The 26906-nt window shown below is 48.9% G+C and carries 26 protein-coding genes and 1 other annotated feature; of the genes, 11 read left to right on the forward strand and 15 right to left on the reverse strand.

Annotated elements, in window-relative coordinates; genetic code table 11:
• Window positions 1-146 precede the first annotated feature (146 nt).
• The gene (sbcB, locus tag DFO52_RS04625; protein ID WP_208110469.1) at window positions 147-1574 is read left to right on the forward strand and encodes an exodeoxyribonuclease I; all 1428 of its coding nucleotides are present in this window, start codon (window positions 147-149) and stop codon (window positions 1572-1574) included.
• Window positions 1575-1696: 122 nt separating this feature from the next.
• On the opposite strand, the gene plaP is transcribed toward sbcB, so the two are convergent.
• From plaP to DFO52_RS04645, 3 genes are all read right to left on the reverse strand, one after another.
• A complete protein-coding gene (plaP, locus tag DFO52_RS04630; RefSeq protein ID WP_023312362.1) occupies window positions 1697-3055 on the reverse strand; it encodes a putrescine/proton symporter PlaP in 1359 nt (452 codons plus the stop codon).
• 271 nt (window positions 3056-3326) lie between these two features.
• Window positions 3327-4256 (reverse strand): LysR substrate-binding domain-containing protein, encoded by a 930-nt coding sequence (locus tag DFO52_RS04640; RefSeq protein ID WP_133549498.1) that lies wholly within the window; start codon window positions 4254-4256, stop codon window positions 3327-3329.
• 42 nt (window positions 4257-4298) lie between these two features.
• Window positions 4299-5123, reverse strand: a complete 825-nt coding sequence (locus DFO52_RS04645) for an SDR family oxidoreductase (RefSeq protein ID WP_133549500.1) — start codon at window positions 5121-5123, stop codon at window positions 4299-4301.
• A 175-nt stretch (window positions 5124-5298) separates the two neighbouring features.
• Between DFO52_RS04645 and hisL the strand changes: the two genes are divergently transcribed.
• The 9 genes from hisL (at window position 5299) to hisIE (ending at window position 12515) form a co-directional block, all read left to right on the forward strand.
• Window positions 5299-5349, forward strand: a complete 51-nt coding sequence (hisL, locus tag DFO52_RS04650; RefSeq protein WP_001364200.1) for a his operon leader peptide — start codon at window positions 5299-5301, stop codon at window positions 5347-5349.
• Window positions 5325-5448, forward strand: a sequence feature (His leader region). Its footprint overlaps the gene before it by 25 nt.
• Before the next feature lie 45 nt (window positions 5449-5493).
• Window positions 5494-6393, forward strand: a complete 900-nt coding sequence (gene hisG, locus DFO52_RS04655) for an ATP phosphoribosyltransferase (RefSeq protein ID WP_000886595.1) — start codon at window positions 5494-5496, stop codon at window positions 6391-6393.
• A gap of 5 nt (window positions 6394-6398) precedes the next feature.
• Entirely contained in the window at window positions 6399-7703 is a 1305-nt protein-coding gene (gene hisD / locus DFO52_RS04660) for a histidinol dehydrogenase (RefSeq protein ID WP_133549502.1), read from the forward strand.
• Window positions 7700-8761 (forward strand): histidinol-phosphate transaminase, encoded by a 1062-nt coding sequence (gene hisC, locus DFO52_RS04665; RefSeq protein ID WP_133549503.1) that lies wholly within the window; start codon window positions 7700-7702, stop codon window positions 8759-8761. The genes hisD and hisC overlap by 4 nt, the downstream gene beginning before the upstream one ends.
• Entirely contained in the window at window positions 8758-9825 is a 1068-nt protein-coding gene (gene hisB / locus DFO52_RS04670; protein ID WP_047647361.1) for a bifunctional histidinol-phosphatase/imidazoleglycerol-phosphate dehydratase HisB, read from the forward strand. Before hisC ends, hisB begins: the two co-directional genes overlap by 4 nt.
• Window positions 9825-10415 (forward strand): imidazole glycerol phosphate synthase subunit HisH, encoded by a 591-nt coding sequence (gene hisH, locus DFO52_RS04675; RefSeq protein WP_133549505.1) that lies wholly within the window; start codon window positions 9825-9827, stop codon window positions 10413-10415. The genes hisB and hisH overlap by 1 nt, the downstream gene beginning before the upstream one ends.
• On the forward strand, window positions 10415-11152 hold the full coding sequence (gene hisA / locus DFO52_RS04680) for a 1-(5-phosphoribosyl)-5-[(5-phosphoribosylamino)methylideneamino]imidazole-4-carboxamide isomerase (RefSeq protein ID WP_133549507.1): 738 nt from the start codon (window positions 10415-10417) through the stop codon (window positions 11150-11152). The genes hisH and hisA overlap by 1 nt, the downstream gene beginning before the upstream one ends.
• Window positions 11134-11910, forward strand: coding sequence for an imidazole glycerol phosphate synthase subunit HisF (gene hisF, locus DFO52_RS04685; RefSeq protein WP_023330862.1), 777 nt, complete (start codon window positions 11134-11136; stop codon window positions 11908-11910). Before hisA ends, hisF begins: the two co-directional genes overlap by 19 nt.
• On the forward strand, window positions 11904-12515 hold the full coding sequence (gene hisIE / locus DFO52_RS04690; RefSeq protein WP_133549509.1) for a bifunctional phosphoribosyl-AMP cyclohydrolase/phosphoribosyl-ATP diphosphatase HisIE: 612 nt from the start codon (window positions 11904-11906) through the stop codon (window positions 12513-12515). The genes hisF and hisIE overlap by 7 nt, the downstream gene beginning before the upstream one ends.
• 40 nt (window positions 12516-12555) lie before the next feature.
• Here hisIE and wzzB read toward each other — a convergent pair whose 3' ends face one another.
• A complete protein-coding gene (gene wzzB, locus DFO52_RS04695) occupies window positions 12556-13536 on the reverse strand; it encodes an LPS O-antigen chain length determinant protein WzzB (RefSeq protein ID WP_063441245.1) in 981 nt (326 codons plus the stop codon).
• A gap of 191 nt (window positions 13537-13727) precedes the next feature.
• Between wzzB and DFO52_RS04700 the strand changes: the two genes are divergently transcribed.
• Complete coding sequence (locus DFO52_RS04700) at window positions 13728-14732, forward strand: NAD-dependent epimerase (protein WP_133549511.1); 1005 nt, start codon at window positions 13728-13730, stop codon at window positions 14730-14732.
• 52 nt (window positions 14733-14784) lie between these two features.
• On the opposite strand, the gene ugd is transcribed toward DFO52_RS04700, so the two are convergent.
• The 11 genes from ugd to rfbB form a co-directional block, all read right to left on the reverse strand.
• Window positions 14785-15951 carry a UDP-glucose 6-dehydrogenase gene (gene ugd, locus DFO52_RS04705; RefSeq protein WP_059347010.1) on the reverse strand — a complete coding sequence of 389 codons (1167 nt, stop codon included), beginning with the start codon at window positions 15949-15951 and terminating at the stop codon, window positions 14785-14787.
• A 226-nt stretch (window positions 15952-16177) separates the two neighbouring features.
• The gene (gene gndA, locus DFO52_RS04710; RefSeq protein WP_024908082.1) at window positions 16178-17584 is read right to left on the reverse strand and encodes an NADP-dependent phosphogluconate dehydrogenase; all 1407 of its coding nucleotides are present in this window, start codon (window positions 17582-17584) and stop codon (window positions 16178-16180) included.
• 200 nt (window positions 17585-17784) lie between these two features.
• Window positions 17785-18897, reverse strand: coding sequence for a glycosyltransferase family 4 protein (locus DFO52_RS04715; protein ID WP_133549513.1), 1113 nt, complete (start codon window positions 18895-18897; stop codon window positions 17785-17787).
• Between the two features lie 73 nt (window positions 18898-18970).
• Window positions 18971-19840, reverse strand: coding sequence for a rhamnosyltransferase (locus DFO52_RS04720; RefSeq protein WP_133549515.1), 870 nt, complete (start codon window positions 19838-19840; stop codon window positions 18971-18973).
• 18 nt (window positions 19841-19858) lie between these two features.
• The gene (locus tag DFO52_RS04725) at window positions 19859-20941 is read right to left on the reverse strand and encodes a glycoside hydrolase family 99-like domain-containing protein (protein ID WP_133549517.1); all 1083 of its coding nucleotides are present in this window, start codon (window positions 20939-20941) and stop codon (window positions 19859-19861) included.
• Window positions 20938-22104, reverse strand: coding sequence for an O-antigen polymerase (locus tag DFO52_RS04730; RefSeq protein WP_133549519.1), 1167 nt, complete (start codon window positions 22102-22104; stop codon window positions 20938-20940). Before DFO52_RS04730 ends, DFO52_RS04725 begins: the two co-directional genes overlap by 4 nt.
• Window positions 22101-23321 (reverse strand): oligosaccharide flippase family protein, encoded by a 1221-nt coding sequence (locus tag DFO52_RS04735; protein ID WP_166642345.1) that lies wholly within the window; start codon window positions 23319-23321, stop codon window positions 22101-22103. Before DFO52_RS04735 ends, DFO52_RS04730 begins: the two co-directional genes overlap by 4 nt.
• A gap of 62 nt (window positions 23322-23383) precedes the next feature.
• On the reverse strand, window positions 23384-23932 hold the full coding sequence (gene rfbC / locus DFO52_RS04740; protein ID WP_133549523.1) for a dTDP-4-dehydrorhamnose 3,5-epimerase: 549 nt from the start codon (window positions 23930-23932) through the stop codon (window positions 23384-23386).
• A 3-nt stretch (window positions 23933-23935) separates the two neighbouring features.
• A complete protein-coding gene (gene rfbA, locus DFO52_RS04745) occupies window positions 23936-24814 on the reverse strand; it encodes a glucose-1-phosphate thymidylyltransferase RfbA (protein WP_063923190.1) in 879 nt (292 codons plus the stop codon).
• A gap of 52 nt (window positions 24815-24866) precedes the next feature.
• Complete coding sequence (gene rfbD, locus DFO52_RS04750) at window positions 24867-25766, reverse strand: dTDP-4-dehydrorhamnose reductase (RefSeq protein WP_133549525.1); 900 nt, start codon at window positions 25764-25766, stop codon at window positions 24867-24869.
• Entirely contained in the window at window positions 25766-26851 is a 1086-nt protein-coding gene (gene rfbB, locus DFO52_RS04755; RefSeq protein ID WP_133549527.1) for a dTDP-glucose 4,6-dehydratase, read from the reverse strand. Before rfbB ends, rfbD begins: the two co-directional genes overlap by 1 nt.
• Window positions 26852-26906 lie beyond the last annotated feature (55 nt).

The raw sequence follows: 26906 nt of genomic DNA on the forward strand, positions 1-26906 counted from the left end.
CTGGCTTAATTGCAAAAAAATGTGACAGAACGCAGATTTTTCTCTGAAGCTGGCGCGCAAATTTGCGTCACGGCGGTGCTTTTTATTCGGTCTGAACCGCACGATCGTTTACCATAGTGACGTCATTTTTTAACAGGATGGTATTACTGGTGTCTGACTCTGCCGCTCGCCCGACTTTTTTATTTCATGACTACGAAACCTTTGGCACGCACCCGGCGCTGGACCGACCGGCGCAGTTTGCTGCCATCCGTACCGACGACGAATTCAACATTATTGGCGAGCCTGAGGTCTTTTACTGCAAACCGGCTGATGACTACCTGCCGCAGCCCGGGGCGGTCATGGTCACCGGGATCACTCCTCAGGAAGCGCGCGAGAAAGGCGTTAACGAGGCAGAATTCGCCCGACGCATCCACGATCTGTTTACCGTCCCCAATACCTGCGTGATCGGTTACAACAACATCCGCTTCGATGACGAAGTGACGCGCAACATCTTCTATCGTAACTTCTACGATCCCTATGCCTGGAGCTGGCAGAACCGCAATTCACGCTGGGATTTGCTCGACATCATGCGCGCCTGTTATGCCCTGCGTCCTGAGGGCATTAACTGGCCGGAAAATGAGGAAGGGCTGACGAGCTTCCGGCTGGAACACCTGACGCGCGCCAACGGCATCGAGCACAGCAATGCCCATGACGCGATGGCGGACGTCTATGCCACCATTGCCATGGCGAAGCTGGTGAAAAACGCGCAGCCCCGGCTGTTTGAGTATTTGCTGAGCCACCGCAGCAAACAGAAGCTCATGACCCTTATTGACGTACCGCAGATGAAACCCCTGGTGCATATCTCCGGCATGTTTGGCGCCTGGCGCGGGAATACCAGCTGGGTCGCCCCGCTGGCCTGGCATCCGGACAATCGTAATGCGGTCATCATGGTGGATTTAGCCGGCGATATTTCGCCGCTGCTCGAGCTCGACAGCGATAGCCTGCGCGAACGGCTTTATACCCCGAAAAATGAACTCGGCGATCTGCCTGCGGTGCCGGTCAAACTGGTGCATATCAATAAATGTCCGGTACTGGCGCAGGCGAATACGCTGCGCCCGGAAGATGCGGACAGACTGGGCATTAACCGGCAGCACTGCCTCGATAACCTGAAAGTGCTGCGCGATAACCCGCAGGTGCGCGAGAAAGTGGTCGCGATCTTTGCCGAGGCGGAGCCGTTCGTTCCGTCAGAAAACGTGGATGCCCAGCTCTACAACGGTTTCTTCAGCGATGCCGATCGCGCGGCGATGAATATCGTTCTGCAAACCGAGCCGCGTAACTTACCGGCGCTGGATATTACTTTCGCCGATAAACGCATCGAAAAACTGATGTTTAACTACCGCGCGCGTAACTACCCCGGCACGCTGGACGAGGCAGAGCAGGAACGCTGGCTGCAGCACCGTCGCAATGTCTTTACCCCGGAGTTCCTTAATAGCTATGCCCAGGAGCTGGAAATGCTTTATGGCCAGTATGAAGGGAATGCTGAGAAACAGGCACTGTTGAAATCCCTGTTCCAGTACGCGCAAGAGATAGTTTGATCGATGGGTATAAAAAAGCCGGAGGCGATGTCTCCGGCTTTTTTTTGCCCGGTGGCGCTTCGCTTACGCGGGCCTACAAGGTATGTAGGTCGGGTAAGGCGTAGCCGCCACCCGACACAGTCTTACGCGACGTCTTCGTACTGTGGAACCGGGTTACGGAAGCTCTTCGTGACGCAGGCCAGGTAAATCAGGCCGATACCCGCCCAAATCAGGCCAAGCACCATAGAGCTCTCTTCCAGGTTAACCCACAGCGCGCCCACGGTCAGGGCACCGCACATCGGCAGGAACAGATACTGGAAGTGATCTTTCAGCGTCTTGTTACGCTTTTCACGGATCCAGAACTGAGAGATAACCGACAGGTTAACAAAGGTGAACGCCACCAGCGCACCGAAGTTAATCAGCGCTGTTGCCATCACCAGGTCAAAGTTAATCGCCAGCAGCGCAATGGCACCGACCAGGATGATGTTCATCGCCGGAGTACGCCAGGTTGGATGAACGTAGCCGAAGAAGCTTTTCGGGAATACGCCATCGCGGCCCATCACGTACATCAGACGCGCAACGCCTGCATGCGCGGCCATACCGGACGCCAGTACGGTAATGGTGGAGAATATCAGCGCGCCAACCTGGAACGCTTTACCCGCCACATAGAGCATGATTTCCGGCTGAGACGCATCCGGATCCTTGAAGCGGGAGATATCCGGGAAGTACAGCTGCAGGAAATAGGTCGAGAAAATAAAGATCAGACCGCCAATCAGCGCCGTCAGGAAGATTGCACGAGGGATCACGCGCTCTGCATCTTTCGTTTCTTCAGACAGGTTGCTGATGCCGTCAAAACCGGTAAAGGAGAAGCACAGAATGGTTGCCCCGGTAATCATCGGGATCACATGGGCATCACCAGACCAGAACGGCTTGCTGCTCGCCAGAGTGCCGGCACCTTCACCGTGGAACACACCGTAAATCACCATGCCAAGAATAACGGCAATCAGGACAACCTGAAGGACGACGATCACGGAGTTAAAGTTGGCAACGGACTTAATGCTGCGCAGGTTAAAGGCAGTCATAAAGGCCACCAGCGCCACGACGAACATCCAGGATGGAATCGACGGCACCAGCGCTTCAAAATAAATTTTTGCCAGCAGAATGTTGATCATCGGCGCGAACAGATAGTCGAGCAGCGAAGACCAGCCCACCATAAAGCCAACTGTCGGGCTGATGGATTTCTGGGCATAGGTGTAGGCGGAACCAGCAGACGGATAGCGACGTACCAGCTTACCGTAGCTCAGCGCGGTAAAGAGGATCGCAATCAGCGCGAAGCCGTATGCCGTCGGCACATGACCGTCTGTGAGGCCTGATACGATACCGAATGTATCGAACAGCGTCATCGGTTGCATATAGGCAAGGCCCATCATAACAACCGGAATCAACGTAAGCGTTTTACGTAATTCCACGCGAGAGGTGTTTGGAGTTGCGTTATGCGACATAGTTATTCTCCTTTACGGTGATAACCGCCACGTAAGCGAAAAAGTGCCCCATTTCTTTCTTCCTCAGCGACAACAACTGTCGGATTTTAGTAAATATCTATCCGGTACGAAGCCCGGCCTCTTGGTTTTTAGTTTCGTTTCGTACATGCAAAAAAAAATAACCGACGCCTTTTATATCGTCGATTATTCATTTGGTTGCAGCGGCGGCATTTTGCCCCACATCGGATACAAAAGGCAATACTTTGCAACGCCAGGTCCGTTTTTCTTTTTGCTAACTGGCTGATTTCTGGACGCCGGGCTGAGAGTAAACGGCGGCGATAGCACTATTTGCTAAAATCTCGTCTCGCCACCAGGCGCTTGCAAGCCCGGCAGTTTGTTCATTCCAGCCTACCCATACCGATTCATTACTGCTTTGAGCAAGTACCTGTTTTTCAACAAGCGCACCGCTGTCTATAAACCGCTGCGCCAGATAGCGGGGTAAATAGCCGCAGCCAAGGCCGCTTATTTGCAGTTCCAGCTTGGTTTTATAGTCGAAAACGGTAATGGCCTCCTGCTCATCAAGCAGCTGCGAGGAGACCGAACATTCCGGACGAGAGCTGTCCCCGACGACTATGGCGCGGTAGCCCTTAATCACGCGACGGTTAAGCGGCTCGGGTTCCTGAGCCAGCGGGTGATGAGGCGCTACGGCAAACACCTGCTCCAGCACGCCCAGCCGGGCAAAACCAAAATCACTCAGCTGGGGAGGCTCATGGAGTGCACCGACGAAAATGTCCGCCCTGCCCTGCGTTAAGGCATCCCAGGAGCCACCCAGCACGCCGTTTATAAAGATGAGCCGGGTCACGCAGTGGTGTTGATAGAAGGCTTCAATCAGCGGCGTCAAGAGAGAAAACGGAAAGGTATCATCCACGCCAATAACCAGCTCGTTTTCCCATCCCTGATGGAGTTTTACAGCCTGTTTTTCGAGCTCACGAACGGTATGGAGGACTTCACGGCCTTTTTCCAGCAGCATCTGTCCGGTACGGGTGAAACGTGCGCGGTGCCCGGAGCGATCGAGGATCTGGATATTGAGATCGCTTTCCAGTTTTTGAACGGTATAGCTCAGCGCAGATGGGGTTTTGTAGAGCTTTGCTGACGCAGCGGCAAAGCTCCCCTCTTTTTCCAGAGCATCCAGAATAATAAGAACATCCAGCAGCGGTTTCATGCTCGCCCCCCTTCTGGTGCGCGATCGTCTCCGCTGCGGGTCTTATTCCATGGGCATCACCAGCGGATCGGGATACTGATACTCAAACCCCAGCTCATGACAAATGCGATTGCCATCAACAATTTTGCCTTTACTGTCATCCTTTGCCTCACCGAAAACCGGCGCCGCCAGGCCCAGCTGACGTGCCATCAGCGGGTAAAACGTGCTGCGCGCCGGATGGGACGGTGCACATATATTATAGATGTGTCCACCTTTCGGAGCCTGCAAGAGTAGCTCAATCGCGCCTACAACATCGTCAAGATGGACAAGATTGACGACATGCTGGCCGTCCGGCGCAGATTTTCCGGCAAAAAAGTGTCCCGGATGGCGGCCAGGGCCCACCAGCCCCGCCAGACGTACGATATCGACCTGCGTGCCGGGAAGATTATGCAGCCAGTCTTCCAGCTCTTTCAGAACCTGACCGCTCGCCGTAACGGGACGGCGCTCGGAACTCTCCTTAACAACGCCTTCAACCTCGCCATAGACCGACGTCGAGCTGGTAAAAATGATGCGCGGAACATGGTGCGCCAGCGCGCTGTCGACGATCTCCTGCATCGCCTGCAGATAAAACGACTCGCCCGGGCCACTGCGCCGCGCGGGGAGCGTGATCACCAGCGCATCGACGTTCATCAGCGTGTCCAGATCGTCAGCATCACACACCAGCTCCGGTTCAAGGCGCAGTTCAACGCCGTCAATACCGCACATGCGCGCTGCCTCCACCCCATCCGCCGTTGTTTTGCTCCCGGTCACCTGCCAGCCTTTCGCGGCTAATGACATCGCCAGCGGCATTCCCAGCCATCCTAAACCGACAATCGCGACCTTTTTCATGCGAATTCTCCTGACTCATACTCGTCTTTTATAAGGCTACGCCAGCCCGGCAGAACACACAATTCATAGCATCAATATGAAATGAATTAATGATCAAAAAAAGCCCTTGCAATATGTCGTACAACTGGTTTAGGTTAAAAGACATCAAATGAATAAGCATTCATCGAGAATTTATATGACACGCGTTCAATTTAAACACCACCATCATCACCATCATCCTGACTAGTCTTTCAGGCGATGTGTGCTGGAAGACGTTTGGATCTTCCAGTGGTGCATGAACGCATGAGAAAGCCCCCGGAAGATCTTCTTCCGGGGGCTTTTTTTTGGACCGAATTCAGACAGGTTAAAACAGGTTAACGAGGAATAAAGAATGTTAGATAACTCACGCTTACGCATAGCTATTCAAAAATCAGGCCGTTTGAGCGACGACTCACGCGAACTGCTGGCCCGCTGCGGGATTAAAATTAACCTGCACACCCAGCGCCTGATTGCTCTGGCTGAAAACATGCCCATCGACATTCTGCGCGTGCGTGATGACGATATTCCCGGCCTGGTCATGGACGGCGTCGTTGACCTCGGCATCATCGGTGAAAACGTGCTGGAAGAAGAGCTGCTGACCCGCCGCGCGCAGGGCGAAGACCCGCGTTACTTCACCCTGCGTCGTCTGGACTTCGGCGGCTGCCGCCTGTCGCTGGCTACGCCGGTTGACGAAGCGTGGGACGGCCCGGCCGCGCTGAACGGCAAACGTATTGCCACCTCTTACCCTCACCTGTTAAAGCGTTATCTCGACCAGAAAGGCGTGCAGTTTAAATCCTGCCTGCTGAACGGCTCCGTTGAAGTGGCTCCGCGTGCGGGTCTGGCGGACGCCATCTGCGATCTCGTCTCGACCGGCGCGACGCTGGAAGCGAACGGTCTGCGCGAAGTGGAAGTGATCTACCGCTCTAAAGCGTGCCTGATTCAGCGCGACGGCGAGATGGCCGATGCCAAGCAGCAGCTGATCGACAAGCTGCTGACCCGCATTCAGGGCGTGATTCAGGCGCGTGAGTCTAAATACATCATGATGCACGCCCCAACCGAGCGTCTGGATGAAGTGATTGCCCTGCTGCCGGGCGCTGAGCGCCCAACCATCCTGCCGCTGGCGGGCGATCAGCAGCGCGTGGCGATGCACATGGTGAGCAGCGAAACCCTGTTCTGGGAAACCATGGAAAAACTGAAGGCGCTGGGCGCAAGCTCCATCCTGGTGCTGCCTATTGAGAAGATGATGGAGTAATGGCCATGAGCTTTAACACAATCATCGACTGGAATACCTGTAGCGACGCACAGCAGCGCGAGCTGCTGATGCGCCCGGCGATTTCCGCCTCAGAAAGCATCTCACGCACCGTGGCCGAGATCCTGGACAACGTCAAAGCACGTGGCGATGACGCGCTGCGTGAATACAGCGCGAAGTTTGATAAGACGGAAGTCGGCGCATTACGGGTTACCGAGCAGGAAATCATTGATGCCAGCAATCGTCTGGGTGACGACATCAAACAGGCGATGGCCGTCGCGGTGAAAAACATTGATACGTTCCACACCGCGCAAAAGCTGCAGACCGTGGATGTTGAAACCCTGCCCGGCGTGCGTTGCCAGCAGGTCACGCGCCCGGTTGCATCCGTTGGCCTCTATATTCCCGGCGGCTCTGCCCCGCTTTTCTCCACCGTATTGATGCTGGCGACTCCCGCACGCATTGCCGGGTGTCAGAAAGTGGTGCTGTGCTCACCGCCACCGATTGCCGACGAGATCCTTTATGCGGCGAAGCTGTGCGGCGTGCAGGCGGTATATAAAGTGGGCGGCGCGCAGGCGATTTCAGCCCTGGCGTTCGGCACGGAATCCATTCCGAAGGTCGACAAGATTTTTGGCCCGGGCAATGCGTACGTGACCGAAGCCAAGCGTCAGGTCAGCCAGCGTCTGGACGGCGCGGCCATCGATATGCCTGCCGGGCCGTCTGAGGTGCTGGTGATTGCCGACAGCGGCGCAACGCCGGACTTCGTGGCGTCCGACCTGCTTTCTCAGGCGGAACACGGCCCGGACTCGCAGGTCATCCTGCTGACGCCGGACGCCGATATGGCGAAACGCGTGGGCGAAGCCGTGGAGCGTCAGCTTGCCGACCTGCCCCGCGCCGACACGGCACGTCAGGCGCTAGCGGCCAGCCGCCTGATAGTGGCGCGCGATCTGGCGCAGTGCATTGTCATCTCCAACCAGTACGGTCCGGAGCACCTGATTATTCAGACCCGCAGCGCGCGCGATCTGGTCGACAGCATTACCAGCGCGGGCTCGGTGTTCCTCGGCGACTGGTCACCGGAGTCCGCGGGCGATTACGCCTCCGGCACCAACCACGTGCTGCCCACGTATGGCTACACCTCAACCTGTTCGAGCCTGGGCCTGGCGGATTTCCAGAAACGCATGACCGTGCAGGAGCTCTCCCGGGAAGGGTTTGCGTCACTGGCTTCTACTATTGAAACCCTGGCCGCCGCCGAGCGGCTGACCGCCCACAAAAATGCCGTTACGCTGCGCGTTGCAGCCCTGAAGGAGCAAGCATGAACATTGAAGAATTAGCCCGCGAAAATGTCCGTCGCCTGACGCCTTATCAGTCCGCGCGTCGTCTCGGAGGCAAAGGAGATGTCTGGCTGAACGCCAACGAATTCCCGACGGCGGTGCAGTTTGAGCTGTCGCAGCAAACGCTGAACCGCTATCCGGAGTGTCAGCCGAAGGCCGTGATTGAAAACTACGCGCAGTATGCGGGAGTGAAGCCAGAGCAGGTGCTGGTCAGCCGCGGTGCGGATGAGGGCATTGAACTGCTGATCCGCGCCTTCTGCGAGCCGGGCAAAGACGCGGTGATGTACTGCCAGCCGACCTACGGCATGTACAGCGTCAGCGCGGAAACCTTCGGCGTAGCGTGCCGCAACGTGCAGGCGCTGGAGAACTGGCAGCTGGATCTGCAGGGCATTGCCGACAATCTCGATGGCGTAAAAGTTGTCTTTGTCTGTAGCCCGAACAACCCGACCGGACAGATTATCAACCCGCAGGATATCCGCACCCTGCTGGAGATGACGCGCGGTAAAGCCCTGGTGGTGGCCGACGAAGCCTACATCGAGTTCTGCCCACAGGCGACGCTGGCAGGCTGGCTGGAGGAGTACCCGCACCTGGTGGTACTGCGTACGCTGTCGAAAGCCTTTGCCCTTGCGGGTCTGCGCTGCGGATTCACGCTAGCGAATAAAGAGGTCATCGACCTGCTGCTGAAAGTGATTGCCCCGTACCCGCTCTCGACGCCGGTTGCCGATATTGCGGCACAGGCGCTAACGCCTCAGGGGATCAACGCGATGCGCGAGCGCGTGGCGCAAATTCTGGAGGAACGTCAGTATCTGGTGACCGCCCTGAAGAATATCCCTTGCGTGGAGCAGGTGTTCGACTCGGAAACCAACTACATCCTGGTGCGCTTCACCGCCTCCAGTGCCGTATTTAAATCTTTGTGGGATCAGGGCATTATCTTACGAGACCAGAATAAACAACCTTCTCTGAGCGGGTGCCTGCGCATTACCGTAGGCACCCGTGCAGAGAGCCAGCGCGTGATTAACGCCCTGAAAGCGGAGAAAATATGACCCAGAAGATCCTTTTCATCGATCGTGACGGCACCCTTATTTCGGAGCCACCAGCCGATTTTCAGGTCGATCGATTCGACAAGCTGGCTTTTGAACCGGACGTTATCCCGGTGCTGCTCAAGCTGCAAAAAGCAGGCTTTAAGCTGGTGATGATCACCAACCAGGATGGTCTGGGTACCGACAGCTTCCCGCAGGCAGACTTTGACGGCCCGCATAATCTGATGATGCAGGTGCTGACCTCTCAGGGCGTGGTATTTGATGAAGTGCTGATTTGCCCGCACATGCCGGCCGACGAGTGCGACTGCCGTAAGCCAAAGGTGAAGCTGGTAGAGCGCTACCTGGCAGAAGATGCGCTGGATAAAACCAACAGCTATGTCATCGGCGATCGCATCACCGATATCACGCTGGCGGAAAACATGGGCATCGCGGGGCTGCGCTACGACCGCAACAACCTTAACTGGGCGAAGATTGGCGAGCAGCTGACAAAGCGCGACCGCTATTCCCACGTTGAGCGCAACACCAAAGAGACGCAGATTGACGTGAAAGTCTGGCTGGACCGTGAAGGCGGCAGCAAGATCCACACCGGCGTCGGTTTCTTCGACCATATGCTGGATCAGATTGCCACCCACGGCGGCTTCCGCATGGAGATCGCGGTAAAAGGCGACCTCTACATTGACGATCACCACACCGTGGAAGATACCGGCCTGGCTCTGGGTGAAGCCCTGAAGCTGGCGCTCGGCGATAAGCGCGGCATTAACCGTTTTGGCTTTGTCCTGCCGATGGACGAGTGTCTGGCGCGCTGCGCGATGGACATCTCCGGTCGTCCGCACCTGGAATATAAAGCCGACTTCACCTATCAGCGCGTGGGCGATCTGAGCACCGAAATGGTGGAGCACTTCTTCCGCTCATTGTCCTACACCATGGGCCTGACGCTGCACCTGAAGACCAAGGGCAAGAACGACCACCACCGCGTGGAGAGCCTCTTTAAAGCCTTTGGCCGTACCCTTCGCCAGGCAATTCGCGTGGAAGGTGACGCCCTTCCCTCGTCGAAAGGAGTGTTGTAATGAACGTGGTGATTCTGGATACCGGATGCGCCAACCTGAACTCCGTGAAATCGGCCATTGCGCGCCACGGCTATGAGCCGGCGGTGAGCCGTGACCCGGACGTGGTGCTGCGCGCCGACAAACTCTTTTTACCGGGCGTGGGAACCGCGCAGGCAGCGATGGATCAGATTCGCGAACGCGAGCTGGTCGACCTGATCAAAGCCTGTACCCAGCCGGTACTGGGCATTTGTCTGGGCATGCAGATCCTGGGCCGCCGCAGCGAAGAGAGCAACGGCGTTGACCTGCTGGGTATTATTGACGAAGACGTGCCGAAAATGACCGACCACGGCCTGCCTCTGCCGCACATGGGCTGGAACCGCGTCTACGCCAAAGCGGGCGACAGGCTGTTTCGCGGCATTGAAGACGGCTCGTATTTTTACTTCGTGCACAGCTACGCCATGCCGGTGAACGTGAACACGATCGCCCAGTGCACCTACGGTGAAGCGTTCACGGCGGCCGTACAGAAAGACAATTTCTTCGGCGTGCAGTTTCACCCGGAGCGCTCTGGCGCCGCGGGCGCGCAGCTGCTGAAAAACTTCCTGGAGATGTGATGATTATTCCCGCGTTAGATTTAATTGACGGTACGGTTGTCCGTCTGCATCAGGGCGATTACGGCCAGCAGCGCGACTACGGAAACGACCCGCTGCCGCGTCTGCAGGATTATGCCGCCCAGGGTGCGCAGGTACTGCACCTGGTGGATTTGACGGGCGCGAAAGACCCGGCGAAACGCCAGATCCCGCTGCTTAAACAACTTGTTGCGGGTGTTGATGTGCCCGTCCAGGTCGGCGGCGGCGTGCGTACGGAGGATGACGTCGCGGCGCTGCTGGACGCTGGCGTTGCCCGCGTGGTGGTGGGTTCAACCGCCGTGAAAGATCCTGAGACCGTGAAAGGTTGGTTCCGCCGCTTTGGCGCCGATGCCCTGGTCCTGGCGCTGGACGTGCGTATTGATGAACAGGGTAATAAGCAGGTGGCCGTTAGCGGCTGGCAGGAAAACTCCGGCGTGACGCTGGAAGAGCTGGTCGATATCTATCTTCCCGTTGGTCTGAAGCACGTGTTGTGCACGGACATATCCCGGGACGGAACGCTGGCGGGCTCCAACGTCTCGCTGTATGAAGAGATCTGCGCGCGTTATCCGCAGGTAGCGTTCCAGTCTTCTGGCGGTATCGGTGATATAGAGGACGTGGCCGCGCTGCGCGGTACCGGTGTGCAAGGTGTGATTGTGGGCCGGGCCCTGCTGGAAGGAAAATTTACTGTGACGGAGGCGATTCAATGCTGGCAAAACGGATAATCCCCTGCCTGGACGTACGCGATGGTCAGGTCGTGAAAGGCGTGCAGTTCCGCAACCACGAGATCATTGGCGACATCGTTCCGCTGGCAAAACGCTATGCCGATGAAGGCGCCGACGAGCTGGTTTTTTATGATATTACCGCTTCAAGCGATGGCCGCGTGGTCGATAAAAGCTGGGTGGCACGCGTGGCGGAAGTGATCGACATTCCATTCTGCGTGGCGGGCGGGATTAAATCCGCAGACGACGCCGCCAAAATTCTCTCGTTTGGCGCCGACAAGATTTCTATCAACTCCCCGGCCCTGGCCGACCCGGAGCTGATCACCCGCCTTGCCGATCGTTTTGGCGTACAGTGTATTGTGGTTGGGATCGACACCTGGTATGACGCCGCAACGGGCAAGTACCACGTAAACCAGTACACCGGGGATGAAAGCCGCACGCGCGTGACGCAGTGGGAAACGCTCGACTGGGTGCAGGAAGTGCAGAAGCGTGGCGCGGGCGAGATTGTCCTCAACATGATGAACCAGGACGGCGTGCGTAACGGATATGACCTCGAGCAGCTAAAAAAAGTCCGTGCGGTCTGCCACGTTCCGCTGATTGCCTCCGGCGGCGCGGGCACCATGGAACACTTCCTCGAAGCCTTCCGCGATGCGAACGTGGACGGCGCGCTGGCCGCGTCCGTGTTCCACAAACAGATTATTAATATTGGTGAGTTAAAAACGTACCTGGCCGACCAGGGCGTGGAGATCAGGGTATGTTAACAGAACAACAACAGGCGCAGCTGGACTGGGAAAAAACGGACGGATTACTGCCGGTGGTGGTCCAGCATGCCGTCTCAGGGGAAGTGCTGATGCTGGGGTATATGAACCAGGACGCGCTGGCGAAAACGATCGACAGCGGCAAAGTGACCTTCTACTCCCGCACGAAACAGCGCCTGTGGACCAAAGGGGAAACCTCGGGCCATTTCCTTAATGTGGTCAGCATGGTGCCCGACTGCGATAACGACACCCTGCTGGTGCTGGCAAACCCGATTGGACCGACGTGCCACAAAGGGACCAGCAGTTGCTTCGGCGAGACGAGCCACCAGTGGTTGTTCCTGTATCAGCTGGAACAGCTGCTGGCAGACCGTAAAACGGCGGATCCTGAAAGTTCCTACACCGCGAAGCTGTACGCCAGCGGAACCAAGCGTATCGCACAGAAGGTAGGTGAAGAAGGCGTTGAGACGGCGCTGGCGGCGACGGTGCATGACCGCGAGGAGCTGACGAATGAAGCGTCTGATTTAATGTATCACCTGCTGGTGCTGCTGCAGGATCAGGAGCTGGATTTGACGGCGGTGATTGAGAATCTTCGCAAACGTCACAAATAAAAAAACCGGGGATAATCCCCGGTTTTTTTTAATCTGCAAATCAGGCTTTTGGTTTGTAGTTGCGCAATGCGTTACGGCCAAGCAGGACGCCAGAACCGACCATCGCGCCAAGCAACACGGCAAGGACCAAAATAACAGCTTTTTTCGGGCTGTCGCGACGGACTGGCAGATCCGGCTTCATGACGTAACGATAAACGTGGATGGTGTCCGGGTTTACGTTCAGGTTTTGAATGTCCAGCAAGTTTTGCCTGGTCTGATAATAGGCAGCAGAAAAGACCAGTGGACGGGATGCTTCGTTTTCAATCATCGACTTCAATCCCTCGCTTCCCAGGAGGAACATCGTTTCCTGCGTCACATCCTGGGTTTGCTGAATCTGCGGCGTAGTGATTTTAGCCGCTTCAGCATTCTTCAGAGCCTCAGCAATCTGTTTGATACGCAGATCCTTCTGCTCCTGGGCAACCTTCTCCTGGTTTTGCAGAGAATCATTAAGGGTCTTTATCTGCTCCTTGATGTTGTCCTTAAGGTCAACGGCAAGCTCTTTTGCCGTTTGCTCATCAACCTGCTGGATGTACTGCGCCAGCTGTTTTTGAGCGGCTTCTGCGGATGTACTGGTATAGGAAACACTTAATGGCAATGCTTCCCCTTTTACAGCAGGCTCAATCGCCAGTTTTTCAGGTTCTTCCTGATTTTCAAGTGCCTGTGCCAATGCAGAGAAGGAAGAATTAAAACGACCAATAACACGTGTTTGAACATCAAGCATCGTTGGCGCAGCACTGCCATAGAGGATATTCAATGCATTGGAATAGGTTGCAATTTGAGCTACATCAGGTTGTGCAATAATCGCACTGGAGGTCCATTTCTCCTTTGCGACCGATAAATATCCAATTGCCAGGGCGATAAAAACAACAACAAAGGTTGCTATCATCCACTTCCCACGCCACAGCTGCAGCATTAAATCAAGTAAATCAATTTGCTCAGGGTCATTGCTTCGACTGACCTGGCTATTGTTGTTTTGTGTCATACAATCCCTAACAGATGAAAAAGGGCAAACAGAATGATGTCTGCATAGTTTATCTGTTACTGGCGATTTTTCTATAAGAATCCGATGAGTTAAATCGGAAAGATGGGTTATGTAACTTCGACCCTTCGCGCTATCATAGACACCATGTGATGCGCTATGGCATCTGTAAGAAAAGGTTTATGAGGGAAGCTATGAAATTTTTGGTCACGGGCGCTGCAGGTTTTATCGGTGCGAATGTCAGCAAACGCCTCCTTGAGGCCGGTCATCAGGTTGTTGGTATCGATAACCTCAATGAATACTATGATGTCAACCTGAAGCTGGCACGCCTGGAACTGTTAAAATCTGAGAATTTCACCTTCCACAAGCTGGAATTAGCTGACCGCGAGGGTATGACCACGCTTTTCGCCAGTGAGAAATTTGATCGCGTCATTCACCTGGCCGCACAGGCGGGCGTTCGCTATTCTCTGGAGAATCCGCACGCCTATGCGGATGCCAATCTTATCGGCCATCTCAACGTGCTGGAAGGCTGCCGCCATAATAACGTTCAGCATCTTCTGTATGCCTCATCCAGCTCCGTATATGGCCTCAACCGCAAGATGCCTTTCTCCACTGACGATTCCGTGGATCATCCGGTATCGCTCTATGCCGCGACCAAAAAAGCCAATGAACTGATGTCGCATACCTATTCGCATCTCTACAATCTGCCGACCACCGGCCTGCGCTTCTTTACCGTGTACGGTCCGTGGGGACGCCCGGACATGGCCCTGTTTAAGTTTACTAAGGCGATGATTGAAGGCAAAAGCATTGATGTCTATAACTACGGTAAGATGAAGCGCGACTTCACGTATATTGATGACATCGCTGAAGCAATTATTCGTCTGCAGGATATTATTCCTCAGGCAGATGCTAACTGGACCGTTGAGACCGGCTCCCCGGCAACCAGCTCAGCGCCTTACCGGGTTTACAACATCGGTAACAGTTCGCCAGTAGAACTGATGGATTACATTACCGCCCTGGAAGACGCGCTGGGTAAAAAAGCCGAGAAAAACATGCTGCCTCTCCAGCCAGGCGACGTACTGGAAACCAGCGCAGACACTAAAGCACTGTATGACGTGATTGGTTTTAAACCGCAAACCTCAGTCAAAGACGGAGTAAAGAACTTCGTTGACTGGTATCGCGATTTCTACAAGGTCTGAAAATAAAAAACCCGGCAATTCAGCCGGGTTTTTTACAGGATAAAGCAGAGAATCAGTCGCTACCAAACAGATCGCGGGTATAAACCTTATCCGCTACATCAGCCAGCTCTTCCGCCATGCGGTTTGAAATGATGACATCAGCTTCTTTCTTAAAGGCATCCAGATCGCGGATCACACGGGAATTGAAGAACTGATCGTCCGGCATGGCAGGCTCATAGATAACAACCTCAACCCCTTTCGCCTTAATGCGCTTCATGATCCCCTGAATGGAAGAGGCGCGGAAGTTATCGGAGCCACTCTTCATGATCAGACGGTACACACCAACAACCTTCGGTTGACGCGCAAGGATGGAGTCGGAAATGAAATCTTTACGTGTACGGTTAGCATCAACAATCGCCGATATCAGATTGTTCGGTACAGCCTGATAGTTTGCCAGCAGTTGCTTAGTGTCTTTTGGCAGGCAATAGCCGCCGTAGCCAAATGACGGGTTGTTGTAGTGGTTGCCAATACGCGGGTCGAGACACACCCCTTCAATAATCTGGCGGGTATTCAGTCCAAGACTCTCTGCGTAGCTGTCGAGCTCATTGAAATAAGCTACTCGCATTGCCAGGTAGGTATTCGCGAAGAGCTTAATCGCCTCAGCTTCGGTGGAGTCGGTGAACAGCACCTGAATATCTTTCTTCACTGCGCCTTCCTGCAGCAGTGCGGCAAAACGTTCAGCGCGCTCAGAACGTTCGCCAATAACGATACGCGAAGGATGCAGGTTATCGTAAAGCGCTCTACCCTCACGCAGGAATTCCGGCGAGAAGAAGATATTATCAATACCGAATTTTTCTTTAATGGATTTGGTAAAACCAACAGGAATGGTCGATTTAATGACCATTACCGCATCAGGGTTGATCGCGATAACGTCTTTGATCACCGCCTCTACAGTTGAGGTGTTGAAGTAGTTGGTTTTAGGATCGTAGTCAGTAGGCGTCGCAATGATGACGTAATCCGCATCGCGGTATGCATCTTCTTTATCTGTCGTGGCGCGGAAATTCAGCGGTTTATTGCTGAGATAGTCCTGGATTTCTTTATCCACAATCGGCGATTTTTTCTGATTGAGCATATCCACTTTGGCCTGCACGATATCCAGCGCAACCACTTCATGATTCTGGGCAATCAGAATGCCGTTAGAAAGACCGACATACCCTGTTCCGGAGATTGTTATTTTCATTCGCTAATGACTTCTGTGAGTTAACTGTACTGATGGCCGCCAGACCATCGCGATAAACATAACTGTTGGGCTTTGTACCTCCTGGCAAACTGAACTGTCAAGGTAAACCAGGAGTAATCACTACGAGCGGGGCGATATTCAGACTACTTCGAATAACAGGCGACATTTTTTGCATAAAAAAACCCGGAGACTGGCTCCGGGTTTTGATTACAGCGAGTAAGTTAACTTATTCCATCCATTCAGTATGGAACACGCCTTCTTTATCGGTGCGTTTGTAAGTATGCGCACCAAAGTAGTCACGCTGTGCCTGAATCAGGTTGGCAGGCAGAACGGCCGCGCGGTAGCTGTCGTAGTAGGCTACTGCAGCAGAGAAGGTCGGAACCGGGATCCCGTTCTGGACAGCGTAGGCAACCACGTCACGCAGCGCCTGCTGATATTCATCCGCAATCTTCTTGAAGTACGGTGCCAGCAGCAGGTTGGCGATACCGGCGTTTTCAGCATAGGCATCGGTGATTTTCTGCAGGAACTGCGCACGAATGATGCAACCCGCGCGGAAGATCTTCGCGATTTCACCGTAGTTCAGATCCCAGTTGTTCTCGTCTGACGCCGCACGCAGCTGAGAGAAGCCCTGCGCGTAAGAAACGATTTTCCCCAGGTACAGGGCACGACGAACTTTTTCAACAAATTCGGCTTTGTCACCTGCTGGTTTAGCCTGTGGGCCTGACAGCACTTTAGACGCTGCAACACGCTGCTCTTTCAGGGAAGAGATGTAACGCGCAAAGACGGATTCGGTGATCAGAGACAGCGGTTCGCCCAGATCCAGAGAGCTCTGGCTGGTCCATTTACCGGTACCTTTGTTCGCAGCTTCATCCAGAATCACATCAACCAGGTATTTACCCTCTTCATCTTTTTTCGTGAAGATATCTTTGGTGATGTCGATCAGGTAGCTGTTCAGCTCGCCTTTGTTCCACTCGGTAAAGGTTTCAGCCAGCTCTTCATTAGAGAGGTTCAGACCGCCTTTCAGCAGGGAATAAGCTTCGGCAATCAGCTGCATGTCGCCGTATTCGATACCGTTGTGCACCATTTTCACATAGTGGCCTGCACCGTCGGCACCGATGTATGTTACGCAAGGCTCACCATCTTCAGCCACGGCTGCGATTTTGGTCAGGATAGGCGCAACGAGTTCGTACGCATCTTTCTGGCCGCCAGGCATGATAGATGGGCCTTTCAGGGCGCCCTCTTCACCACCGGAAACCCCGGTACCGATGAAGTTAAAGCCTTCAGCAGACAGTTCACGGTTACGACGAATTGTGTCCTGGAAGAAGGTGTTACCGCCATCAATAATGATGTCACCTTTTTCGAGGTAAGGCTTCAGGGAATCGATAGCTGCATCGGTGCCTGCGCCCGCTTTCACCATTAACAGGATACGACGAGGCGTTTCCAGAGACTCAACGAACTCTTTCACCGTATAGAAAGGAACCAGTTTCTTGCCTGGGTTCTCGGCAATCACTTCTTCGGTCTTATCACGGGAGCGGTTGAAAACGGAGACGGTATAACCACGGCTTTCGATGTTGAGCGCCAGGTTGCGCCCCATCACTGCCATACCGACAACGCCGATCTGTTGCTTGGACATTACATACTCCTGTCAGGTGTGGTCACTGTCGGGTGCCCCCGACAGATATAATTTGCAAGAATCTTAACTCATAAATCAGGGTCAGAGGTAGGCATTTGTGGCCTTGATCACCTAAGACAACACAAAACTGGATGTATTTTAATCCTTAAAAAACGTTCAGGTATAATTCGTTATAATAAAAAAATTACGCAATAATATAATTATTTGTTATGCTTTTTATTAATTGCTTTTTGATAAAGCTCCAAAGTTTTATTGTACATAGCATTGAATGAAAAATTTTTCATGAAGAATTCATTTCCTGACTTGCCAAATTCAGCACGCAAAGAAAAATCGTTTATTAAATCAGCCAGCCTGTTTTTAACGGCGTCAACATCTGCACGAGGAACAAGGTACCCCGTTTTACCATCAATGACAGATTCTGAAACACCCCCAACATCTGAAGCCAAAACAGGTAAACCTGCACGCATAGCCTCGAGAATACTGATTGGGAAACCTTCCCAGTTTGAAATTAACAGGAAAATATCGCTGTCTGCCAGTAAGGCGTCTACGTCTAAACGCTCACCCATAAATATAACATTTTCACTTATTCCAAGCTCTCGTGAGAGAGCCTTCATATCATCTAGTTTTGGACCTTTACCTACCAGAGTCAAAATCCAATCTTTTGTTTCCAGGAGACTTAAAGCTTTCAATAAGCTTTCATGATCTTTTTGCTCAGAAAAACGAGCAACTGAAATTAACTTTATTACGTCATTATTATGATAAGCATGAGGAGGAAAGTTTTTTAACGGCACACCATTATGAATCACTGTTTGCTGTTTGGCAGACGCGACGTTATGTTTGATCGCAAGCTGTTTATCCTGAGCGGAAACTGTAATTATTTCATCTGTTATCTTGCTGAAAAATCGTTCAATTACAATGTATAAACGACGTTTTTTATCATTAACACCATTCGCAAATGACCAACCATGCACGGTGAAAACAACAGGAACATTCAGGAATAGAGCTGCCAATCTTCCTACAATTCCAGCTTTAGAAGAATGAAGTGCAACGACATCAGGAGAAAATTCTTTTATAATTTTTCGAGTAATTAACGCGCTTTTAATATCCTTGTATGGCGATATTTCTCTTACAAGCTCAGGTATAATATGAACTTTCACATTCAGTGCCCGAAGTTCATCAACCAGAGCTCCTTGCTCCCCAACAATTAACTCTACCTGGTGATTATCATTTACCAAAGCAGATGTCATATCTCGCAAATGAGTCTGAGCACCACCGATTTCATTCGCACGTGTAATTATGTAAAGAATTTTCATTTTTTTGAAACAGTCCGATAAGTATATCGTTACTAATGCTCATCAACTTGCAATGAGATATTAACAGTGGCTACTAATTTCTTTTAAATGGTCCAAATCTGCCTGCAACACCATCAGAAATACCGTAAAATATCATCATTAGCGTTTTCTTTTTTTGTTTATTTAGGAGTAAAGATATTGCTGCACGTGCACAATTCAGGAAGACCTCTCTAACTTTATAACCTAAAGGAATATAAGATTTCCTAATCATAAAGAAGCTATTTCTCACAAGAAAATAACGTCGCATAGGACTATGAATAGATATTTTACGCCCTAACAAATTCAGCCTTGAATCACCAATCGTATGAGCCATGGAGGCTTGATTAGTCATCGCTACACGGTATCCAACTTTTTTAGCGCGCAGAGCCCACTCAACATCGATATAATCTACGAATAATGCTTCTTCCATCTTGCCAACTTTCTTATATACTTCAGAAGAAAAGAAAGAGCCAGATGCAATAACATAAGTTACATCAGTTATTTCTTGAATTAGTGTACGTTTAATAAAAGGACCAATATAATTAGTTCCCCAATAAAATTCGTTTGTATGAGGATCATAAAAAGAAGGGCCAAGAATACCTACATTATACTGAGTGTACACTTTACTCATGGCGCTAATAAAATTAGTACCTAGCACACTGTCCTGGTCAAGCAGCAATAAATAATTGGCACCGCGAGATAAGGAATTTTCAATACCAATGTTTTGTGCATGTGAAAGTCCCATATTGACGGGTAAACTGATCAAAACAAAATCAAATCTGTTAGCTAATGCTTTCACATCATTAAAATTTTGAGATCCGTTATCCACAATAACAGCATCATCTATCTGGTCCTGCAAAGATAGAAACTGTTTTTCTAAACAAATAATATCAGGATTGAATGTTACAGTTACAGAACTAATCACGATTTACCACCAATCAATTTATTTATATTTTTCAATAGTTTTTTTCACCGCTTCCAAATAACCATGACCATGTTTTTTATCAGGTTCAAGATAAGTACCTTCAGCCCATTCATTCCATGCATTTATAAATAGATAAGGAACATTTGCAGTCACAGACTTTTTATAAAGTTTGTCAAAATTATTCTTAAATACTTGCGGATCACTTCCTTTCATAACCAACGATTTAGTCTTTTTCCTGGGAGTATTATCCCAGTCAACAAATGCACCAGAATAATGCGTTTCACTGAAATCTTTTTCAAGTATTTTATCCCAGATTGATTGATAAGATAATAACTGCTCCACGTAATTGGTTTTTAATTTTTCATTAGAAATACGTTTTATCCTTCCAACGATTTTTCGTACTAGCGGCTTAATTTTCCCCATATTGTGTTCAAAAGTACACATGGGTTCAAAATTCAATTCCGCATCAAAATCTAACTGGCGATGATCTTGAGCGAATGAAGTAAGTGTTGATACGAAATGTATATCGCCGAACGACGTATCTTTTGCCAGTTTTCGCCAATACTGAATCCACTCGTTGCACTTCTCAAAGCTAGCAGAGCGGTATAACAGAAAAACAGGTTTTCCATTATGCTTAATGTATCTTTCGTCTTCAAAAAATGGCTTGAGATAATTAAAATGATTCAACCAATCTGATTCGTCTCCATAACTCTGGGGCATGATAACATCTCGATGACTACCATCCCAACTACGAGTCCATGGCTCGTTAGCCCATGAAAAAAGGAATGGAAGATCTATATCTATATTCTCTAATAATAGTTCAGCAGGTTTGTCCAATAAACGCTTACCATTAAACCAATAATGATAAAAACAAAAACCATCGATATGATATTTTTTTGCCAATTCCGATTGCCATTTCAAAGTTTCGACTTCAAGCAAATTATAATAATAGTCATTCAAAGGTTCTCTAGGTTGATAATGGTTTTTAAAAAGAGGCGTTGCTTTTTTGACATTAACCCATTCAGTGAAACCTTTCCCCCACCACTTATTATTTTCTTCAATCTCATGAAACTGCGGAAGATAAAATGCTAACGTTTTCAAAAATTGCTCCTTATATTTCTATAACATACTACAATAAAATGAACTGATAACGAAATCAGAAAATAATCCCAAAAAAAGGATAACTGCACCGGTAAAAATTGATGAGAAAAGAAAATAACAACCAAGGCAAAAAGTGAATTGAAGTTCAGGAATGAGTTTCGATGCAAAAATAATTTATGATTTTTTGATAAAATATATCCATACAATAAACTCAGCAAAGCTAACCCTAAGCTACCAAAATATAAAAACGGTAATAATAATGATGTATAAAAAGCATTAAAATAACCAGCATTCCCGAGTAGCACAAAGTCCTGCACTTTTGCAAAGAAAGAACTTTGATCATAAAACTTAGCCCCAAGGATTCCTAAAAAAGAAAATGGACTCGAAAGCTCATATAATGTATCAATATCACCGCTATCAATCGCATGAGTAAAAAGTGAGTAACCAGCAACAGCATAATTACGAGTATTAATTAGACTTTGGCTTAAATCACTATCCCCTCTAAAAGCAAATATTGCTAATAGCAAGATCAGAAATACGGTAAGAGTAAAAACCACCTTCTTTAAAGTCATTTTGCTATCATAACAATATAATATTAGTATTGAAGCCAAAACTGGGGCAAACACATAATATCTAGAAATCAAAATACTTTCTTTCCCTATCAGCATTAAAAATGAGAAGAAAAAGATTGCAGATTTATTATGATTAATCTTTAAATATAAGCCATAGCTGATACCAAAAAGTGGAACTAACGTTGCAAAGACAAATAAGTAGGCAGCAAAAGCGCCATAATATTCTTTTATTGATTGATCTTTAAATAGACTATCTCTATATTCTGCGAAAGAAATACCGCCTGATATAATATCATTAAAAAGGAAGCAAAGATAAACCAATATAACCAAGTTGATTGCAAGTAGAATTTTTATCTGAAATGCAAAATTAACTATCGGTTTATTTTTTATTATTTCATCTGAATGATGGTGATTTGTTGTTCTGTTTCCAATATAACAACCTAAGAAAAAATACAAATAAGCAACAATTAATAGCATCAAACCGGAATTAAAAGTAATATATAAACTATTTTGAGAAAACCATAACACTAATGAAACGACAATATAGAGACATAGATAACTAGCTGGGTTTCTGGGCCTGCACTTAATCATTTTGATATTTTTCCGCTATTAATAGTAGCCAATACAAAAATAGCAGAAACAATTATTTCTGTAATGATAACACTGATAGTCACACCGTAGGTCGGAGTAATATGCATTAATATAACAGAAACTATAATATGCATGAAACTAACAGCCAGATATGTTTTTCTGACAATTTTTGTTAAATTATTAGGTATCAACCACCACTGTCCATAAACAACACCGATTGACACAATGAATGGTAGAGGAGACATCATCAGTAATATCATAGATGACACGCGATATTCCGCACTATAATAATAAAGAGATACGGGATATCCTATAGCCGCCATTGAGAAAGATATTAGCAAGCCAAATGCCATAAATTTCTTGCCATATAAGTTCAAAATTTCCTTGAGCGTTTTCCCATCATTAATCAATGAACTCACTCTTGGGAACATCGCTTGCTGAACGGGACTCATTAAACCTTGTGCAGCTGTTCGAATTTTATCTGCTGCTGAAAAATATCCTGCCAGTGCCGGACCACCAAAATAACCAATAATCAATATATTTAAAGTTGTATAGAAACTAATAGTAATATTAGATACAAAAAGGTCAAATCCTTTGGACAAAACTAAATATATTTCTTGCATTGAAACTTTTGTTAACTTTGCCAATTTTTGTTTTTTTATAAAAATACAAGCCAAAATTCCTGAAACAAACATTCCTGATGATTGACTAATTACAGCCATATTCATATCATCACTTGTTTTCACTAAAAGGAAAATTAGCAATAGAGATATACATTTTGCTATGGTTGTACATATTGCAATACCCTGCATTTTTTCAATACCTTGAAATAACCATACAGGAAATATAACCGTACCAATGACAGAAATCATGCCTAAGAGGATCAGATGTGAGTATATATCTGAACCATTAATCATCACATATAAAGAAAAAATGCATAACACAACCAATAACAATAATAACTTGGCAGCAGTCACTGCTGTATAAATAGAGTTGATTTTAGATTGTTTATTTTTATTAACTGATATTAATAATGTCGCGCTAAAGTTAAAACCATAATCAACAAAAATTATAAAATACTGTATCCATGCTTGAACCATAGCGACAACGCCAAAATTCTCAGCACCGAGGATACGCATTAAATAGGGAAGAGTTAGCAAAGGGAATAAGTAGTTTGATGCCTGCACAAAAAATAGCAATATAATGTTTTTTTTCACTGGTACAATACACTCAGTTATGTGAAAAAAGCCTGTATGCTATTTACAGGCCCAAGCATAAATTAATAATCTGAATCTCTGAAAGCTTTACCAGAAAGGTCTTTGGAAGATAAACTTGGCAAACAATCGTGACTGATTGGCCATTCAATGCTCAGATCACTATCTGACCATAAGATTGAACGCTCATGCTCAGGAGAATAGTAGTTAGTTGTTTTATACACAAATTCTGCAATATCGCTCAATACAAAAAAGCCATGAGCAAATCCTTCAGGAATCCATAACTGTTTCTTGTTCTCAGCAGAAAGATATACTCCGACCCATTTTCCATAATGTTTTGAGCCTTTCCGAATATCGACAGCAACATCAAAAACCTCACCTACAACACAACGCACTAATTTACCTTGAGCATATGGTTGAAGCTGATAGTGCAAACCGCGAAGTACGTTCTTGCTAGATTTGGAGTGGTTATCCTGAATGAAATTAACTTCTTTACCTACAGCTTCGTTGAACATTCGCTGATTGAAACTTTCCATGAAGAAACCACGATCGTCTCCAAATACCTTTGGTTCAAATATTAATACATCGGGTATTTCAGTCTTAATAATGTTCATCAGTTAATAACCTTTAATCATTTTCAACAAATATTGTCCATATTGGTTTTTTGATAGCGGAGCAGCGAGTTTTTTAACCTGCTCAGCATCAATAAATCCTTTGCGGTAGGCAATTTCTTCAGGACATGCAACTTTTAGTCCTTGGCGTTCTTCGATGGTTGCAATGAAGTTACTCGCTTCGATCAGGCTCTGATGAGTTCCTGTATCAAGCCAGGCAAACCCACGGCCCATCATCGCAACGGAAAGCTTTCCTTGCTCCATGTAAATACGGTTAATATCAGTGATTTCCAGCTCACCACGCGCAGACGGTTTTAAATTTTTCGCCATCTCAACGACACTGTTATCGTAGAAATAGAGCCCCGTCACCGCATAATTACTCTTCGGCTCCAGCGGTTTTTCTTCGAGGCTGATGGCGGTGCCATTTTTATCAAATTCAACAACACCGTAGCGCTCAGGATCATTCACATGATAGGCAAATACTGTTGCCCCATTTTCTTTATTTACGGCGGTATCCATCAATTTCGGAAGATCGTGACCATAGAAAATGTTATCTCCCAATACCAGGGCACAATCGTCGTTACCAATGAATTCTTCACCAATAATGAAAGCCTGCGCCAGCCCATCCGGACTTGGCTGAACTTTGTATTGCAGATTCAGCCCCCACTGGCTTCCATCACCCAGCAGTTGTTCGAAACGTGGTGTATCCTGTGGCGTGCTAATAATTAGAACATCTCGGATACCTGCTAGCATCAGCGTAGACAGCGGATAGTAAATCATCGGCTTATCATAAATTGGTAATAATTGTTTACTAACAGCCATTGTAACTGGATACAGGCGAGTACCAGAACCACCCGCCAGAATAATACCTTTACGCGTTTTCATTTCATCATCTCTATATTCATGAGATGCCCATCCTCCGGCATCTTTATCATTATTAAATCGCTGTTGCTGTAAACCATTCAGTCAGCATACGCTTAACCCCCGCGTCCCATTGCGGCAGTACCAGGTTGAAATTCTGCTGGAACTTTAAGGTATTCAGGCGGGAGTTTGCCGGTCGTTTTGCAGGTGTCGGATACGCGCTGGTTGGCACCCCATGAAGCTGGGTTAATGCCAATTCCATTCCTGCTTTACGCGCTTCTTCAAATACCAGCGAGGCATAGTCATACCAGGTTGTCGTGCCACTGGCAACCAGATGATAAGTTCCTGCCACCTCAGGTTTATTCAGGGCAACCCGAATAGCATGAGCCGTGCAGTCTGCTAATAATTCAGCGCCTGTAGGTGCACCAAATTGATCGTTAATAACTGACAGTTCAGAGCGCTCTTTTGCCAGTCGCAGCATAGTACGTGCAAAGTTATTCCCTTTGCCGGCATAAACCCAGCTCGTCCGGAAGATCAAATGGCGTGCGCAATTTTCACTTAACGCTTTTTCACCAGCTAATTTGGTCTCACCATAAATATTGAGTGGCGCTGTGGCATCCGTTTCCAGCCACGGCGTATTTCCATTACCAGGGAATACGTAATCTGTAGAGTAGTGAACAACCCAGGCACCCAGCTTTTGAGCCTCTTTAGCAATCGCCTCGACACTAGTTGCATTCAACAATTGAGCAAATTCTGGTTCTGACTCAGCTTTATCGACCGCGGTATGCGCAGCTGCGTTAACGATCACGTCAGGCTTAATACGACGCACAGTTTCTGCAACACCTTCAGGATTACTGAAATCGCCACAATACTCCTGAGAATGGACATCAAGAGCAATCAAATTACCTAGCGGCGCAAGAGCACGTTGTAGCTCCCAACCCACCTGACCGGTTTTACCGAATAGAAGAATATTCATTAGACACGATCTCCATAGTTTTCTTCAATCCAGGATTTGTAGCTGCCGCTTTTCACATTCTCTACCCATTGTGTGTTCGCCAGGTACCATTCTACCGTTTTGCGAATGCCACTTTCGAAGGTTTCCTGAGGCTTCCAGCCCAGCTCTTGGCTAATCTTCTCAGCGTCAATCGCGTAGCGGCGATCGTGACCAGGACGGTCAGTCACATAGGTTATCTGCTCGCGATAGGAGCCTTCCTTCGGAACAATTTCATCCAACAGGGAACAGATGGTATTTACCACATCAAGATTTTGTTTTTCATTGTGGCCGCCGATGTTGTAGGTTTCACCAATCTTGCCTTGCGTCACCACGGTATATAACGCACGGGCGTGATCTTCAACGTACAGCCAGTCGCGAATCTGATCACCTTTACCGTAAACCGGTAGGGCTTTTCCATCCAGCGCATTGAGGATTACCAGAGGGATGAGTTTTTCCGGGAAATGGTAAGGGCCGTAGTTGTTCGAACAGTTAGTTACAATGGTAGGGAAACCGTAGGTGCGTAGCCATGCACGGACTAAATGGTCGCTGGACGCTTTAGAAGCAGAGTAAGGACTGCTTGGGGCATAGGCAGTTTTTTCAGTAAACAGCGGCAGTGCAGTGCCTTTTGCAACTTCATCAGGGTGCGGAAGATCGCCATACACTTCATCTGTAGATATATGGTGAAAACGGAATGACGCTTTTTTATCAGCACTTAACTCAGACCAGTACTTGCGGCTTGCTTCAAGCAGAACATAGGTGCCAACAATATTAGTCTCGATAAAAGCTGCAGGGCCCGTAATCGAGCGATCAACGTGGCTCTCGGCGGCCAGATGCATTACAGCATCCGGCTGGTGTTCTGCAAAAATACGCGCCATTGCGTCGTTGTCGCAGATATCGGCATGTTCAAAATGATAGCGATCGCTCTGCGCAACATCAGCCAGAGATTCAAGATTCCCTGCGTAAGTTAATTTATCGACGTTAATCACAGAATCTTGCGTATTATTAATAATGTGTCGTACCACTGCAGACCCAATAAAGCCTGCTCCACCAGTGACCAGAATTTTCACGTTTATTTCGCTCTTAAGTTTTTCAGAAACAATATATTACATGCCGACGCCCTGG

The organism is Enterobacter sp. AG326 (assembly GCF_004362415.1).
GTDB classification, from domain to species: domain Bacteria; phylum Pseudomonadota; class Gammaproteobacteria; order Enterobacterales; family Enterobacteriaceae; genus Enterobacter; species Enterobacter asburiae.

What these genes read in the sequence shown, in the direction of transcription:
- plaP (WP_023312362.1), bottom strand. Translation starts at nt 3,055, where the DNA reads ATGTCGCATAACGCAACTCCAAACACCTCTCGCGTGGAATTACGTAAA.
- DFO52_RS04640 (WP_133549498.1), bottom strand. Translation starts at nt 4,256, where the DNA reads ATGAAACCGCTGCTGGATGTTCTTATTATTCTGGATGCTCTGGAAAAA.
- DFO52_RS04645 (WP_133549500.1), bottom strand. Translation starts at nt 5,123, where the DNA reads ATGAAAAAGGTCGCGATTGTCGGTTTAGGATGGCTGGGAATGCCGCTG.
- hisG (WP_000886595.1), top strand. Translation starts at nt 5,494, where the DNA reads ATGTTAGATAACTCACGCTTACGCATAGCTATTCAAAAATCAGGCCGT.
- hisD (WP_133549502.1), top strand. Translation starts at nt 6,399, where the DNA reads ATGAGCTTTAACACAATCATCGACTGGAATACCTGTAGCGACGCACAG.
- hisC (WP_133549503.1), top strand. Translation starts at nt 7,700, where the DNA reads ATGAACATTGAAGAATTAGCCCGCGAAAATGTCCGTCGCCTGACGCCT.
- hisB (WP_047647361.1), top strand. Translation starts at nt 8,758, where the DNA reads ATGACCCAGAAGATCCTTTTCATCGATCGTGACGGCACCCTTATTTCG.
- hisH (WP_133549505.1), top strand. Translation starts at nt 9,825, where the DNA reads ATGAACGTGGTGATTCTGGATACCGGATGCGCCAACCTGAACTCCGTG.
- hisA (WP_133549507.1), top strand. Translation starts at nt 10,415, where the DNA reads ATGATTATTCCCGCGTTAGATTTAATTGACGGTACGGTTGTCCGTCTG.
- hisF (WP_023330862.1), top strand. Translation starts at nt 11,134, where the DNA reads ATGCTGGCAAAACGGATAATCCCCTGCCTGGACGTACGCGATGGTCAG.
- hisIE (WP_133549509.1), top strand. Translation starts at nt 11,904, where the DNA reads ATGTTAACAGAACAACAACAGGCGCAGCTGGACTGGGAAAAAACGGAC.
- wzzB (WP_063441245.1), bottom strand. Translation starts at nt 13,536, where the DNA reads ATGACACAAAACAACAATAGCCAGGTCAGTCGAAGCAATGACCCTGAG.
- DFO52_RS04700 (WP_133549511.1), top strand. Translation starts at nt 13,728, where the DNA reads ATGAAATTTTTGGTCACGGGCGCTGCAGGTTTTATCGGTGCGAATGTC.
- ugd (WP_059347010.1), bottom strand. Translation starts at nt 15,951, where the DNA reads ATGAAAATAACAATCTCCGGAACAGGGTATGTCGGTCTTTCTAACGGC.
- gndA (WP_024908082.1), bottom strand. Translation starts at nt 17,584, where the DNA reads ATGTCCAAGCAACAGATCGGCGTTGTCGGTATGGCAGTGATGGGGCGC.
- DFO52_RS04715 (WP_133549513.1), bottom strand. Translation starts at nt 18,897, where the DNA reads ATGAAAATTCTTTACATAATTACACGTGCGAATGAAATCGGTGGTGCT.
- DFO52_RS04730 (WP_133549519.1), bottom strand. Translation starts at nt 22,104, where the DNA reads ATGATTAAGTGCAGGCCCAGAAACCCAGCTAGTTATCTATGTCTCTAT.
- rfbC (WP_133549523.1), bottom strand. Translation starts at nt 23,932, where the DNA reads ATGAACATTATTAAGACTGAAATACCCGATGTATTAATATTTGAACCA.
- rfbA (WP_063923190.1), bottom strand. Translation starts at nt 24,814, where the DNA reads ATGAAAACGCGTAAAGGTATTATTCTGGCGGGTGGTTCTGGTACTCGC.
- rfbD (WP_133549525.1), bottom strand. Translation starts at nt 25,766, where the DNA reads ATGAATATTCTTCTATTCGGTAAAACCGGTCAGGTGGGTTGGGAGCTA.